The organism is Ruegeria sp. H4 (assembly GCF_056533065.1).
In genome coordinates, this window is the sequence record NZ_JBQFOC010000004.1 from 24,545 (window position 1) to 39,360 (window position 14,816).

General features: G+C 58.1%; 13 protein-coding genes. 4 read left to right on the forward strand and 9 right to left on the reverse strand.

What is annotated here, in order from left to right; translation table 11 throughout:
• Positions 1-47: 47 nt before the first annotated feature.
• Positions 48-2,465, reverse strand: a complete 2,418-nt coding sequence (gene gyrB / locus ACR0KG_RS18275; RefSeq protein ID WP_480545159.1) for a DNA topoisomerase (ATP-hydrolyzing) subunit B — start codon at positions 2,463-2,465, stop codon at positions 48-50.
• A 102-nt stretch (positions 2,466-2,567) separates the two neighbouring features.
• Entirely contained in the window at positions 2,568-3,140 is a 573-nt protein-coding gene (locus tag ACR0KG_RS18280) for a TetR/AcrR family transcriptional regulator (protein WP_480828068.1), read from the reverse strand.
• Positions 3,141-3,240: 100 nt separating this feature from the next.
• On the opposite strand from ACR0KG_RS18280, the gene ACR0KG_RS18285 reads away from it, so the two are divergent.
• Entirely contained in the window at positions 3,241-3,807 is a 567-nt protein-coding gene (locus ACR0KG_RS18285; RefSeq protein ID WP_480828069.1) for a carboxymuconolactone decarboxylase family protein, read from the forward strand.
• On the opposite strand, the gene recF is transcribed toward ACR0KG_RS18285, so the two are convergent.
• The 6 genes from recF to mutM form a co-directional block, all read right to left on the reverse strand.
• Positions 3,804-4,901: a DNA replication/repair protein RecF gene (gene recF / locus ACR0KG_RS18290; protein ID WP_480828070.1), complete on the reverse strand. Its 1,098-nt coding sequence runs from the start codon at positions 4,899-4,901 to the stop codon at positions 3,804-3,806. The genes ACR0KG_RS18285 and recF overlap by 4 nt on opposite strands.
• A 59-nt stretch (positions 4,902-4,960) precedes the next feature.
• Positions 4,961-6,082 carry a DNA polymerase III subunit beta gene (gene dnaN / locus ACR0KG_RS18295; protein WP_480828071.1) on the reverse strand — a complete coding sequence of 374 codons (1,122 nt, stop codon included), beginning with the start codon at positions 6,080-6,082 and terminating at the stop codon, positions 4,961-4,963.
• Between the two features lie 227 nt (positions 6,083-6,309).
• Positions 6,310-7,707 carry a chromosomal replication initiator protein DnaA gene (gene dnaA, locus ACR0KG_RS18300; RefSeq protein ID WP_480828072.1) on the reverse strand — a complete coding sequence of 466 codons (1,398 nt, stop codon included), beginning with the start codon at positions 7,705-7,707 and terminating at the stop codon, positions 6,310-6,312.
• Positions 7,708-8,263: 556 nt separating this feature from the next.
• Positions 8,264-8,527, reverse strand: a complete 264-nt coding sequence (rpsT, locus tag ACR0KG_RS18305; RefSeq protein WP_170463044.1) for a 30S ribosomal protein S20 — start codon at positions 8,525-8,527, stop codon at positions 8,264-8,266.
• Positions 8,528-8,753: 226 nt separating this feature from the next.
• Positions 8,754-9,530, reverse strand: coding sequence for an enoyl-CoA hydratase (locus ACR0KG_RS18310; RefSeq protein ID WP_480551521.1), 777 nt, complete (start codon positions 9,528-9,530; stop codon positions 8,754-8,756).
• Between the two features lie 65 nt (positions 9,531-9,595).
• Positions 9,596-10,447 carry a bifunctional DNA-formamidopyrimidine glycosylase/DNA-(apurinic or apyrimidinic site) lyase gene (gene mutM, locus ACR0KG_RS18315; RefSeq protein WP_480828073.1) on the reverse strand — a complete coding sequence of 284 codons (852 nt, stop codon included), beginning with the start codon at positions 10,445-10,447 and terminating at the stop codon, positions 9,596-9,598.
• A gap of 86 nt (positions 10,448-10,533) precedes the next feature.
• Here mutM and ubiE point away from each other — a divergent pair, with 86 nt between their 5' ends.
• Complete coding sequence (gene ubiE, locus ACR0KG_RS18320) at positions 10,534-11,286, forward strand: bifunctional demethylmenaquinone methyltransferase/2-methoxy-6-polyprenyl-1,4-benzoquinol methylase UbiE (protein WP_480828074.1); 753 nt, start codon at positions 10,534-10,536, stop codon at positions 11,284-11,286.
• A complete protein-coding gene (ubiB, locus tag ACR0KG_RS18325) occupies positions 11,287-12,816 on the forward strand; it encodes a 2-polyprenylphenol 6-hydroxylase (RefSeq protein ID WP_480828075.1) in 1,530 nt (509 codons plus the stop codon).
• Between the two features lie 98 nt (positions 12,817-12,914).
• Here ubiB and ACR0KG_RS18330 read toward each other — a convergent pair whose 3' ends face one another.
• Positions 12,915-14,090: an acetyl-CoA C-acyltransferase family protein gene (locus ACR0KG_RS18330; RefSeq protein WP_480551519.1), complete on the reverse strand. Its 1,176-nt coding sequence runs from the start codon at positions 14,088-14,090 to the stop codon at positions 12,915-12,917.
• Between the two features lie 116 nt (positions 14,091-14,206).
• On the opposite strand from ACR0KG_RS18330, the gene ACR0KG_RS18335 reads away from it, so the two are divergent.
• Entirely contained in the window at positions 14,207-14,770 is a 564-nt protein-coding gene (locus tag ACR0KG_RS18335) for a helix-turn-helix domain-containing protein (RefSeq protein WP_480828076.1), read from the forward strand.
• Positions 14,771-14,816 lie beyond the last annotated feature (46 nt).

The following is a 14,816-nucleotide window of genomic DNA, read 5'->3' on the forward strand; positions in this document are numbered from 1 at the left end:
GCATCCTTGGGTTTGTGACGACGCTTTGTAGCTGGTGCTACAACGCCTTAGAAATCCAGGTTTTCCACACTCAAAGCGTTCTGTTGGATGAACTCGCGGCGGGGCTCGACCACGTCGCCCATCAGCTTAGTAAACAGATCATCCGCTTCGACCATGTCATCCACGCGCACCTGCAACAGCGTCCGGGCGTCCGGGTCCAGCGTGGTTTCCCACAGCTGATCCGGGTTCATCTCTCCCAGACCCTTATAGCGTTGCAGCGATAGACCCTTTTCGCCCTCTTCCAGAATGGCCCGCAAGAGGTCCAGCGGGCCATGGATGTCCTGACTGCGATCACGGCGGACCAACGTGGCAGGGGTGTTATAAATCTCCTGCAGACTTTGCGTGAAGCTGCCGGTTTTACGCGCCTCACCCGAGCGCAGCATCGGGCCGTCTAGTGTGCGCACCTCTTCGACACCACGCAAGATACGGGCCAGGCGGATGCCGTGATCCTGCGTGATCCGGCCCTGCCAGCCACGTTCATATTCCAGCGCGATCAGGTCAAGGCGGGCGGCAACCTTGTCGGCCACGCCTTGCAAGTCGGCATCGACAGCACCGGGCACAAAGGCACCGGCCACGGCGGCCTGTTCCAGAATGTGGCGCGGGTAGTGGGTTGGGAAGGCGTCCAGCACGCGTTTCAACTGGCGCGCTTCGTCGACGACGCGGGTCAGGTCCTGAGCGACGATTTCCTCGCCCGAGCCCAGCTTCAGAACAGCACCCTCGACCCCCTGATTTATCAGATAGTCATCCAGCGCTGCCTGGTCCTTCAGGTAAACCTCTGATTTACCACGTGAAACCTTATAGAGCGGAGGCTGTGCGATGTAGAGGTATCCACCTTCAATCAATTCCGGCATCTGACGGTAGAAGAAGGTCAGCAACAGTGTCCGGATATGCGCGCCATCGACATCCGCATCAGTCATGATGACGATCTTGTGGTAGCGCAGCTTTTCGATGTTGAACTCATCGCGTCCGATGCCGGTGCCCAGCGCCATGACGAGGTTCCCGATCTCCTGAGAAGAAAGCATCCGGTCAAACCGCGCGCGTTCGACGTTCAGGATTTTCCCGCGCAGGGGCAGAACGGCCTGAGTCAGACGATCGCGACCGGTCTGGGCCGAGCCACCCGCCGAGTCACCCTCGACGAGGAAGACTTCGGTTTTGGACGGGTCTTTCTCGGAACAGTCTTTCAACTTCCCGGCCAGATAGTTCACATCCATCGCCGTCTTGCGTCGGGTCAGTTCACGCGCCTTTCGGGCCGCTTCACGGGCCAATGCGGCCTCGATGATCTTACCGACGATCCCTTTGGCCTCGTTCGGGTTTTCCTCGAACCACTCGGCCAGCTTTTCGTTCATCAAGCCCTCAACCGCAGGTCGTACTTCGGACGAAACCAGCTTGTCTTTGGTCTGGGACGAGAATTTCGGGTCAGGCACTTTGACCGACAACACACAGGTCAGACCTTCGCGCGCATCGTCGCCGGTGAAGCTAACCTTTTCCTTCTTCGCGATCCCGCTTGACTGGGCATAGTTGTTGATCGTCCGGGTCAGAGCGCCCCGGAAACCCGCCACATGGGTCCCGCCATCCCGCTGCGGGATATTGTTGGTAAAGGGCAGAACCGTCTCGTGGTAGCTGTCATTCCACCACATCGCGATTTCGACGCCAATATCGTCCCGCTCGCCCTTGATATAGATCGGTTCGGGCATTGCCGGGGTCTTGGACCGGTCGAGGTATTTGACGAATTCCTTGACGCCACCCTCATAGAACAGTTCGGTCTCCAGCCGTTCGGCAGGGCGTTCGTCGATCAGGATGATGCGCACGCCCGAGTTCAGGAAGGCCAGCTCACGCAGGCGCTTCTCCAGCGTCTCAAACGAGTATTCGAGGTTCGAGAACGTATCGGTCGAGGCCAGAAAGCGCACCTCGGTCCCGGTGCGGTCGCCGCATTCACCGACGACTTTCAGGTGCTCAGCGGTCTCGCCACGCTCAAAACGCGCTACGTGCTCTTTGCCCGCGCGCCAGATGCGCAGCTCCAGCCATTCGGAAAGAGCATTTACAACCGAAACGCCCACGCCGTGCAGGCCGCCCGACACCTTGTACGAGTTGCTGTCGAACTTACCGCCCGCGTGCAGCTGGGTCATGATGACCTCGGCCGCCGAGACGCCCTCTTCGGGGTGAATATCCACCGGGATGCCACGGCCGTTGTCACTGACCGAGACGCTGGAATCGGCGTGAATTTTCACGGTCACATGGTCGGCATGACCGGCCAGAGCCTCGTCAATTCCGTTATCAACGACCTCGTACACCATATGGTGCAGGCCCGATCCATCATCCGTGTCCCCGATATACATACCGGGACGCTTGCGAACTGCCTCTAAGCCTTTGAGAACTTTGATGGAATCTGCGCCGTATTCTTGGGGTGCCTGTGCGTCTTCGGACATGCCGTTAGTACCTATATTATTTTGGTAACTTATACGTTTTCTGGTGGGGAATGTCACGCGCTCCCCCAAGATTTTGTGGTTGAGATCCGATTTATCTGCGGATCAAAGCCGATCGAGGTCTGCCGCGATATCAGCTGCAATTTCGGCGGCGTTGACGTCGTCCCGTTCGGCCGTCAATCGCAGGCCCAGAAGGTCCGACTGATAGCGCGCAGCAAGGCGTTCTGGATCGTGATCAGGGCTGATCTCTCCGGCCTTTTGGGCGCGGCGAAACAGGTCTGCGAAACAGGATTTCATTGCGATCATATGCGCGCCCGCCTGACCGGCCAAATCGTGATCCTTTGCCTGCAACTCGGCGTAGGTCTTGGCCAGCATACAAGCTTTGGTCGGCAGGTCAGAGGCAGCAATCACGCGATAGGGCTGCGCCTTGAGCGTCCCGAGCGGCCCCAGCTCCTCAGCCAAGGCAAGCATACTGGCAACCCCGTCTTGCGCGTAGCGCTCTAGCGCCAGCGCATATAGGGCATCTTTCGAGCCAAACGCCGCATAGAAACTGCCCGGCTTCAGCTTCAACTCGCGCTCAAGGTCCTTCAGCGACGTCCCCGCCCAGCCGTGACGCCAGAAGATATCACGCGCCTGCGCGATCAGCGCGTCTCGGTCATATGCGGGTTTGCGGGGCATTGGATCACCAATTCTTGAGTGCTTGCTCAAATATATACTTGAGTGATCGCTCAAGAAACCCTAAATACGACTCATCGCGCCAGAAATCAGGAGTTTTGACATGGCCAACTTCCCGTCTCACGACCTCGAATCCGCCCCAGAGGGATCCAAACCGCTGTTGAAGAAATCGCAAGCCGCCTTTGGCCGGCTGCCCGGTCTGCACAAGGTGATGGCAGAAAGCCCGCAGCATCTGGAAGGCTATCAGGTTCTGCACGGCCTCTTCCTGCAAACCGATTTCGACAATGATGAGAAAACCGTGGTTTGGCAGACCATCAACGTTGAAAACGAATGCCACTACTGTGTCCCCGCCCACACCGGCATCGCCAAAATGATGAAGGTTTCGGACGAAATCACCGAGGCCCTGCGCAACGAAACCCCGCTACCGACAGCCAAGCTAGAAGCGCTGCGCACCTTCACTCTGCAAGTGATGGAAACCCGAGGCAACCCGACCGAAGAACAGCTGCAGGCGTTCTTTGACGCTGGTTATTCGCACCGCGCCGTTCTGGATGTTGTTCTGGGTCTGGCGCAGAAAACCATGTCGAACTACGTCAACCACATGGCCAAAACTCCGGTCGATCAGGTCATGCGTGGCTTCTTGTGGGAACGCAAAGTCAGCGAACCGGCCTAAGCCGACACGACCGAGCCCTCATCGCCTTCGGTAACAACCAGCGTTTGGGCCCGGTCGCCCAATTCCGCAAACAGCTCAGGCCCGGTGCCCGTCATCCAGGCCTGAGCGCCCAGCGCACAGATCTCATCATAGAGCGCCGCGCGTCGTCCGGCATCCAAATGTGCAGCCACCTCATCCAGCAACACAATCGGCGGCGCGCCAACCATTCCCGCCAGCGCCCGTGCGTTTGACAGGATCAGGGACACCAGCAACGCCTTCTGCTCACCCGTGGAACAATCCTTGGCCGGAACCCCTTTGGCAGCGAACACCCCATACAGGTCCGAGCGATGCGGCCCGACCAGAGTTCGCCCTGCTGCAAGATCGCGGAAACGGCTTTCGCTCAGCGCCTCGCGCAGATCATCCGCAGTCTCGGGCATCGCACCTTCCGTTTGAATCAACTCCAAGTCGGCTGAAGGAAACGCCGTCTCGGACTGTTCCTGTGCGGCACGCAAATGATCCAATGCTGCAAGACGCGCCGAATGGATCCGATACCCTGTCTCGGCCAACTGACCTTCCAAGGCCGTGTACCAATGGGCATCCCGAACCTGGTCTTTCAGCAGCCGGTTCCGCTCACGCATGGCTTTCTCATAGGTTAACGACGCTTCGGCATGCGCGGGATCAAAGCTTAGCGCGATGCGGTCCAGAAACCGCCGCCGCCCCTCAGCCCCTTCGATCCACAGCCGATCCATCGACGGAATCAACCAAACCATGCGCGCGAGTTTGCCAAGATCAATCTGACTTGCGGCCTTACCGTCAATCCGCACCTGCCGCGCCGCGCCACCTTCAGACCAGGTCTCGATCTCGTATCGCTGCCCCTGCGCCTGCAACACTCCGGACAGCTTCCAGCCCAGCGCCTCAGGCCGCCGTGTCATCTCGGCCGCACTGGCCCGCCGCATCCCGCGGCCGGGCGAAAACAGCGACACCGCTTCAAGGATATTGGTCTTACCGGCCCCGTTCGGCCCATGGATCGCAACCGGGCGCCCATCCAAAGACAAACGCGCCAATTTATGAGACCGAAAATGCGAGACCGTTAGCTCGGTCAGGGCCAATCCCATGACCCCTCCCTTCTTCTGTTCAAAAATACCTCCGCCGGAGGCATCGCGCGCCAGCGCGATCAGACGCGCATCGGCATGACAACATAAACCGCGCTCTGGTCATTGCCTTCGCGCATCAGGGTCGGGTCGCCCGCCGAATTGAACATGAACACCGCGTTTTCGCGATCGACCTGAGACGCGATCTCTAGCAGATACTTCGCATTGAACCCGATCTCTAGCCGTTCATCGCCATAAGCCACGGCCAGTTCTTCCTCAGCTGCACCACTATCGGGCGCATTGACCGACAGTATCAGCTTGTCCCCGTCCAGCTGCAGCTTCACCGCGCGTGACCGCTCGGACGAGACTGTCGCCACACGATCTACGGCCTGCGCAAATTCGGCAGCGTCCACCTCAAGCTTGCGGGTGTTTCCTTGCGGAATAACACGCGTGTAGTCGGGGAAAGTGCCATCAATCACTTTTGAGGTCAGAGTGATATCGGGTGTTGCAAAACGGACTTTGGTTTCGCTGACTGAAACGGCGATATCCATCTCGTCATCTTCCAGCAGCTTGCGCAGCTCGCCCACTGTTTTGCGGGGCACAATCACGCCCGGCAAATCCGCTGCGCCATCGGGCAGATCCGCATCAATACGCGCCAGACGGTGGCCATCGGTGGCCACACAGCGCAGGACTTTGCCACCCTCAGCCCCATCCGCCACATGCATATAAACACCGTTCAGGTAATACCGGGTTTCTTCTGTCGAAATGGCAAACTTCGATTTATCAAACAGCCGGCGCAGTAGAGCCGCCGACGCGGTAAAGTTTGACGCGTATTCCGACGAGGCCATCACCGGAAAATCCTCTTTCGGTAAGGTCGCCAGCGAGAAATTCGACCGCCCAGCCTCAACCGTCAAACGACCTGCGGCACTGTCGGCTATCAAAGTAACCAACGCACCATCAGGCAGTTTGCGTACAATTTCATGCAGCGTTGTCGCAGCCACCGTCGTCGCGCCGGCCTTCTCGACCTGTGCGGGGGCTTTGTCGACAACCTCGATATCCAGATCGGTGGCGCGGAACTGAACCTGATCCCCTTCGGCCTCGATCAGCACATTGGCCAGTATCGGGATCGTATTCCGGCGTTCGACAACAGATTGGGCCTGGGAAACGGCCTTGAGAAGGGTGCCGCGTTCGATGCTGATCTTCATACCCTTAATTCCTCTGACTTGCGTGCCGAAATGGGCGGGACTGGCACGTTAGCGGTTCCACCCTGAGGCACAAGGATTTTTTACGGATTTCTGGGTCGGAAAACCCATTCGGTCAAGGGACGCGTGCGCCGCCGGGTACAGTTCACGCGCGACCGTGGGCAATACCGCACAAGAAAACGCCCCGGACATCACATCCGGGGCATCGTTGACAGGTTATACCTTAGACCTCAGGCTTCCAGCGCGCGACGCAGCATTTCAACGTCTTCCGCGATCTGGCCATCGGTGACTTTCAATTCTTCGATCCGCTTCACACCATGCATGACCGTGGTGTGGTCGCGTCCTCCAAACCGGCGCCCTATTTCAGGCAAAGACCGACTGGTCAATTGCTTGCACAGATACATCGCCACCTGACGTGGGCGCGCGTAAGAGCGCAGACGTTTGGGGCCAATGATGTCCGACAAACGGATGTTATAGTAGTCGGACACCTTCCGTTGAATCTCTTCGACCGTGATTTTGCGTTCCGAGGCGCGCAGCACGTCAGCCAGACAATCCTGCGTCAGTTCCATGTCGATCTCACGCCCGACCAGCGAGGCGAAAGCGAACAGACGGGTCAGAGCGCCTTCTAGCACGCGCACATTGGTCGAAATGCGATGCGCCAGAAACTCCAGCACCCCATCCGCAATCACCAGATCAGGATAAGTGCTGATATGCTGTTGAACCTTGTTCTGAAGGATGCCCAGACGCAGCTCGTAATCGGTCGGGTGCAGATCGACAACCAAGCCACATTGCAGGCGCGATTTTACCCGGTCTTCCAGATCCTTGATCTCACCCGGTGCGCGGTCAGCCGAGATGATGATCTGCTTGTTCTGATCCACCAGCGCATTGAAGGTATGAAAGAACTCTTCCTGAGTGGAATCCTTGCCCGCGATGAACTGCACGTCATCAACCATCAGCACGTCAACCGAGCGGAACAGATGTTTGAAGTCCATCATCCGGCGTTCGCGCAGGGCCTGCACAAAACGGTACATGAACTGTTCCGCCGACAGGTACAGAACATTCAATTCAGGATGTTTGGTTTTCAGCTCCCATGCGATGGCATGCATCAGGTGTGTCTTACCCAGACCAACGCCCCCATACAGAACCAGCGGATTGAATGTGACGGGACCGCCTTCTGACACGCGGCGAGCAGCGGCATGAGCCAGCTCGTTGGGCTTGCCCACCACGAAGCTGTCAAAGGTGAAACGCGGATCAAGAGGCGCGGCTTGCATCGAATCCAACGCCTCTTGCGCGGCGTCTGAGCGCGGCGCTGCAGGGGCGGCGGCAGTCTCAGGCGCTGCCTCTTCGACCACTGATTTCGCGACCGGATTCGGGCGCGCGGGGGTATTTGCAGCAACGCGGAAATCCAAACGCTGAACTAACTCTCCCGAGGTGTTCAGTTCGTACAATATCAGGTCGGCAAAATTCTGACTGACATAGTTGCCCATGAAATTGGTCGGTGCAGAAAACACCGCGACACCATCTTGCAACTCTTCAAATGTCAGAGGTTCGATCCAGGTCGTATAGTTGTTCCGGCCAATTACCTTAATCAACTTGTTACGCAGTAGTCCCCATTTCTCTTGTGTCATTCAGCGCCTCACGCATCCCATTCTTTATTGGCCTGTCGGCCTTATTCATACTGAACCGGTTTCCCGGCTTAGGGATTCACCAAGCAAAAGGGTCAGGTGCGTCAAACCGTATGGTTCGACGAGGTCGTCACCGGAGTGCAACGACGCTCTGGTTCAGTCGGCTGGCAATAATTAACCGTCCGGTGAACCGGGTCGCAGGTAGCACACACATTTTCTAGACAGAGCCAGAACCATTGGTTAGCCCAAGGTCCGTGGCAAATCGGCAGCCCGGACAAAGCCGGTCATCGACGCCAACCCCGCAATCGTCCTGATGCCCGTCAGTATGATCGCGGAAACAGCCTGTCCCCCCAAGCGAGTGAATCGCTGAATCAGTGGTAGCAAGACGGCATAGGGCACGGCAACGAAACTCTGATATTGACTCGGCTCTTTCAGCGAAAGAATCTCTCGGTTTCGTGAGGGCGCGGCATTCCGGCAACAGGAAAAAAGGCGCCGCACTTAGCGACGCCTTTGAATTTGGTTCAGCCTTTCTGACATGACCTAAGGTCATGCAGCAGGTTTAACCCAGTGCTTTGACGCGCGCTGACAGGCGCGACATTTTACGGGATGCAGTATTCTTGTGGAAGACACCCTTGGTGACGCCGCGCATCAGCTCGGGCTGCGCCGCGCGCAGGGCTGCGGTGGCTGCGTCCTTGTCACCGGATTCGATTGCTTCTTCGACTTTGCGCAGATAGGTGCGGATGCGCGAACGACGCGCTTTGTTTACAGCGAAACGCTTTTCGTTCTGACGCGCGCGCTTCTTTGCCTGGGGCGAGTTAGCCATGTGTTTCTTGACCTTTGTTCGGTACGGTTATCTTGGGTTGCGCGCCACGGATATATCCGCACCGGATCAGAAATCACGAGTGTGAATCGGGCCAGGCGGGCCGCACGCGCATGTATGACGGCGGTCTCTACCCAAGTTTTACAGGTTTGCCAAGCCGATTCTTACCCTGCGCGCCCAACAAACAAGCAGGCCGAAGCCTGCCTTTCGCGGGGTCTTTGTTGCGACCTTACTTATCGCGGAATTGCGCAGCACGTTTTTCCAGAAACGCCGCCATGCCTTCTTTCTGATCTTCGGTGGCGAACATCGAATGGAACACGCGACGCTCGAACAACAGACCTTCGCTCAGCGGCAGCTCGTAGCTGCGGTTCACCGCTTCCTTGGCCGCGGCGGCCGTCAGCAGCGATTTCTCAGCGATCTTCTGCGCTGCACCCATGGCTTCTTCCATCAGCTTTTTTGCTGGGACAACTCGGCTTACAAGACCCGAGCGTTCGGCTTCTTCCGCGTCCATGAAACGACCTGTCAGGTTCATGTCCATGGCCTTGGATTTGCCGACAAACCGCGTCAGGCGCTGTGTGCCACCAATGCCAGCAATCACACCCAGATTGATCTCGGGCTGGCCGAATTTGGCTGTATCGGCTGCGATGATGAAATCGCACATCATGGCCAGTTCACATCCACCGCCCAGCGCATAACCTGCCACGGCCGCGATGATTGGCTTGCGAATGGCCGAAACGCGTTCGTTGACCGAAGCAAAAAGATCCGTGCTAAGCACATCAACAAAGCTCATCTCGGACATCTCCTTGATGTCCGCACCTGCAGCAAATGCTTTGTCCGAGCCGGTGATCACAATGCAGCGCACCTTGTCGTTCTGGTCCGCCTCTTCCAATGCGTCGCAGAGTTCGCTCACCAATTGGGTGTTCAGCGCATTCATCGCGTCTGGTCTATCCAGCTTGATCAGCCCGACGTGGTCTTCGATTTCGACGATGATCGTCTCAAAAGCCATAAGGTTTAGCTTCCGGTTGTTCCGTTCAAGTACGATTCCTTATCACGCGAAAAACTTGGATCAAGTTATCTTTGGCATTGCGCACAATAGAAGGATGAGCGACCGGACTGGGTGATTCTCTTGATCAATGCGCCGCACCCTTCCGTGCGGCAGGGTTCATCTTCACGCCCGTAAACATCAAAGCTATGCTGAAAATATCCAAGCTCTCCATCAGCTTGGCGGAAATCCCGCAGTGATGAGCCGCCAGCATCAATTGCATCCTGAAGCACCTGCCGGATGATCGGCACCAAGGCCGCAACACGCGGCTTAGAAATCTGCCCAGCTTTGCGACGCGGCGACACACGGCCCCGATAAAGCGCCTCGCAGACATAAATATTGCCAAGCCCGGCAACGATTCCCTGATCCAGTAGCGCCGATTTCACTGGAGTATTCTTCCCCTTGAACGCGTCGATCAGCTGCTGTTCATCGAAATCATTGCCCAAGGGTTCCGGCCCCAGAACCGACAAAAGCTTGTGTTCTTCGGCGGTCGCCGTCTGCAACAAATCCATCGCCCCGAACCGGCGCGGATCATTGAACGTGATGCGCGCACCATTGGCCATATGGAACACGACATGATCGTGTTTCTGCGCCCTAGGGTGCTTATGCACGAACTGGCCCAACGGATCACCGGACACCGTCATTCGACCCGACATGCCCAAATGCACCAGTAGGGTCTCTCCGCTGCTGAGATCGGCTAGTATATACTTTGACCGCCGCCGCAACCGCTCAATCCGTTGCCCGGTCAGACGCTCCGCCATGCGGTCCGGAAAAGGCCAGCGCAGGTCGGGGCGGTTTACATCCGCCTGCGCGATCACCACTCCTTCCATCGCCGGAGCAAGGCCGCGCCTTACAGTCTCGACCTCGGGCAACTCGGGCATTACATGGCTCCTATACCAAAGGGCCGCATTGTGCCCGCTTCTCATGGCCCTATAACAGAAGCCAAAATCGACAAACGGCAAGGCAAATGTCTGACATCAACGACAACACCACTCATTTCGGGTTCGAAACCGTGCGCGAGGCGGATAAGGCAGAGCGCGTGCAAGGCGTATTCAGTTCCGTCGCCTCGAAATACGATGTGATGAATGATGTCATGTCGATGGGCATTCACCGGATCTGGAAAGATGCGATGATGGATTGGCTCGCGCCCCGTCCCGGTCAACACCTGCTGGATGTGGCGGGCGGCACCGGAGATATTTCCTTCCGCTTCCTCAAGCGCGCCGGTCATGGCCACGCCACCGTGCTGGATCTGACTGAATCGATGTTGATCGAAGGCCGTCAACGGGCCGAGGCGGATCAGATGTCTGAAAGTCTGGACTGGGTGGTGGGCGATGCAATGTCGCTGCCGTTCGAAGACAACACCTTCGACGTCTACACGATCTCCTTCGGCATCCGGAACGTCACCCGCCCACAAGAGGCGCTGAACGAGGCGTTCCGCGTCCTGAAACCCGGCGGCCGCCTGATGGTGCTGGAGTTTAGTCAATTGCCCAATGACGGGCTGCAGAAGCTTTATGACCTCTACAGCTTCAACGTCATCCCCCGCATGGGCAAGTTGATCGCCAATGACTACGACAGCTATCAGTACCTCGTGGAATCGATCCGCAACTTCCCCGATCAGGAGACATTCCTGGGCATGGTCCGCAGTGCTGGGTTCGAAAACGCCAAATATCGTAACCTGAGCATGGGGATCGCCGCCTTGCATTCCGGCTGGAAAATCTAAATGCGCGGCCCGCACAACATCATTCGCCTGATCCGAACAGGTGCCACACTGGAACGCACCGGCGCCATGAACGTGGTGCTGGATGCGTTTGAAGCCCCCAGATCGTTGCGCTTCGTGGCCCACGCTCTTGGCAAGCCCTTTCAATGGCTTGGCTACAAGGGCGATCCGGATATGCCCCCTGCGACGCGCGCCCTGACCGCACTTGGCCCGGCCTATATCAAGTTCGGGCAGGTGCTCTCGACCCGCCCCGACGTGGTCGGCGATGAACTGGCCGAGCAATTGCGCGTCTTGCAGGACAAGCTCCCCCCCTTCTCCAAATCTGAGGCCATAGCTGAGGTGGAAAAGGAACTCGGGCAACCCGTCAGTGACATCTTCAGCGAATTCAGCGACCCCATTGCCGCTGCATCCATTGCGCAGGTTCACAAGGCCAAGCTGGTCACCTCAGGTGAAGATGTGGCGGTCAAAGTCCTGCGCCCCGGCATCGAACGCGCCTTCCGCAAGGATGTGGATGCGTTCTATTTCGCTGCCCGTATCGTTCAACTCTTTGCCCCGGGCGCACGTCGTCTGCGCCCGATGGAGGTGATCGAACATTTCGACGGCGTCGTGCGCGGTGAGCTAGACCTGCGCCTCGAAAGCGCCGCCGCTTCAGAATACGCCGCCAACACAAAAGATGATGCCGGGTTCTGGCTACCGCCGGTGGTGTGGTCCCTATCCGCCCGCCGTGTGATGACGCTCAGCTGGGCGGATGGCATACCACTTGGCGACAATAACGCGCTGGACGCCGCAGGCCACAACCGCCGTGATCTGGCGGAACGGGTGCTGCGACTGTTCTTGTTGCACGCGCTGCGCGACGGCTACTTCCACGCCGATATGCATCAAGGCAACCTGAAGGTCGCTGCCAACAGCGATATCATCGCCTATGACTACGGTATCATGGGCCATATCGACGAATACACCCGCCGGGTTTATGCCGAGATCCTGTTTGGCTTCATCCGCCGCGATTACAAGCGGGTCGCCGAGGTTCATTTTGAAGCCGGATATGTCCCCGCCGACCGGGATGTCGACGAATTCGCCCGCGCCTTGCGCGCAGTCGGCGAACCAATTTTCGGCATGGACGCTACGCATATTTCGATGGGTCGGCTGCTAAGCTACTTATTTGAAGTCACCGAACGCTTCGGCATGGAAACCCGGACCGAGCTGATCCTGCTGCAGCGCACTATGGTTGTCGTCGAAGGCGTCGCCCGTTCACTCGATCCACATATGAATATCTGGGAAGTCGCCCGCCCCGTGGTCGAGGACTATATCAAACGCTCAATCGGCCCACGCGCCGCGCTGCGGGATTTTGGGAAAACCGCTCTGGTTCTGGCCAGATTCGGCCCACGCCTGCCTGCACTGGTGGAAAACGCGCTCATCGCACAAACCCAAAAAGAAGAGCCCAAAGATTCAGGCCTTCTGCGCGGCATCCTCACTACCCTGTTCGGCGCCGTCCTCGGGTCCGTCAGTGTTCTTCTGATCATGGCGCTTGGCTAGGTTCAGCCCACTTGCTTCATCTGGCCAAAAATATCCTCGGGGGGGAATCGCGCCATGGCGCGATGGGGGGGCAGACAGCCCCCCAACCCGATCTCAGATCAAAGCCGCTCAATGGCAAGGGCGATGCCCTGGCCGCCCCCGATGCACATGGTAATCAATCCTTTCGACCCCCCCGTGCGCTCCAGCTCGTACAGCGTCTTCAAAGTGATAATTGCACCCGTCGCACCTACCGGATGCCCCAGCGCGATCGCGCCACCGTTTGGGTTCACCTTCGCAGCGTCGAGCCCAAGTTCCTGATTGACCGCCAAAGCCTGCGAAGCGAAGGCCTCGTTGCTTTCGATCACATCAAAGTCTTCCGCTGACAATCCGGTCTTCTTCAACAGGTTCTGAACCGCTGGAACCGGGCCAATCCCCATGACCTCGGGCCGGACGCCCGCATGAGCATATCCCAACACCCGAGCCTTGGGCTTCAACCCGGCCTTCTCCGCCGCATCTGCCGTGGCCAGAACCATCGCCGCCGCGCCGTCATTGATGCCCGAGGCATTGCCTGCCGTCACGCGCCCCTCTTTCTTGAATACCGGGCGCAGACCAGCCAGCGCTTCGGCGGTGGTAGCTTTGGGGTGTTCGTCCACCACAAAGTCAACCATGTCCCGCTTAACCTTGACCTGAACCGGCGCGATCTGGCTTTCGAAATATCCCGCCTCAATCGCAGCCGCCGCTCGGGTCTGGCTGCTCAGGGCGAACGCATCCATCTGTTCACGGCTGATCTGATGCTCATCCGCAACGTTTTCAGCGGTAACTCCCATATGGCCGGTTCCGAATGGGCAGTTCAGCGCGCCCAGCATCATGTCCAGCGAAGAAACGTCACCCATCTTCGCGCCCCACCGCGCTTGAGGCACGATATAGGGGCTACGCGACATGCTTTCGGCACCGCCTGCTACCGCAAAATCCGCATCGCCCAGCATCAGCGCCTGCACCGCTGACACAATGGCCTGCGCACCAGAACCACACAGACGGTTCACATTCATTGCAGGTGTCCCGTTCGGGATCCCGGCCTGCATTGCCGCAACCCGCGACAGGTACATATCGCGCGGCTCGGTATTGATTACATGACCAAAGACAACTGTCCCGATCTGGGCACCTTCAACACCCGAACGCTCAAGCGCTGCTTCGGTCGCCACCGTGGCCAGATCAATCGGCGCGGTCGAGGCCAATGCACCACCAAAGGTGCCAATTGCGGTGCGCGCACCGTCGAGAATTACGATATCGGTCATGGGACAATCCTCCTTAATTTGCACTTACTATGCACCCGCTGAATGACCCTGTCGCGCAAGACGTCCCGTCACGGTCAGAATTGACATCCGCTCGCACAACACGCATGGATTCCGTCATGACGGAAAACACTGACGATATCCTGACCCGCCTGCCCGCCCGCCTGAAAGAGGCGCGCCGCGCCAAAGGTCTGTCGCTTGAGGCCGTGGCCAATCTCAGCGGTGTCTCGCGGTCCATGGTCAGCCAGATCGAACGCGGCGAAAGCAGCCCCACCATCTCGACTCTGTGGAACCTGACCCGCGCCTTGCAGGTCGATTTCGCGGGCCTTCTGGACGATGCCAACAACACCGACCAGATCGAAGTTTTGCGTCAGGCCGAAGTGCCCAGCATCGACAATATGGGTGAGAAATGCCGGATTCAAATCCTCTCTCCCCCGGAGGAAGCCGGAGGGCATGAGGTCTATGACATCCAGTTCGAAGCCGGTGGGGCGCTGAACAGCCAGCCACATGCGCGGGGGGCACGGGAACAGCTGACCGTGCTTGAAGGTGCTGTCCGTATCACCTCTGGCGCCGCGGTTTCCGAACTGCGCCAAGGCGATACCGCGCGGTATGCCGCCGATATTGCGCATTGCATCTCTGCGATTGATGCAGCGCGCGTCTTCCTGATCGTCAAGAACGCCTAACCTGCAAAATCCGTCTTCACGGATATTTTTCCCGAATATTGTATTT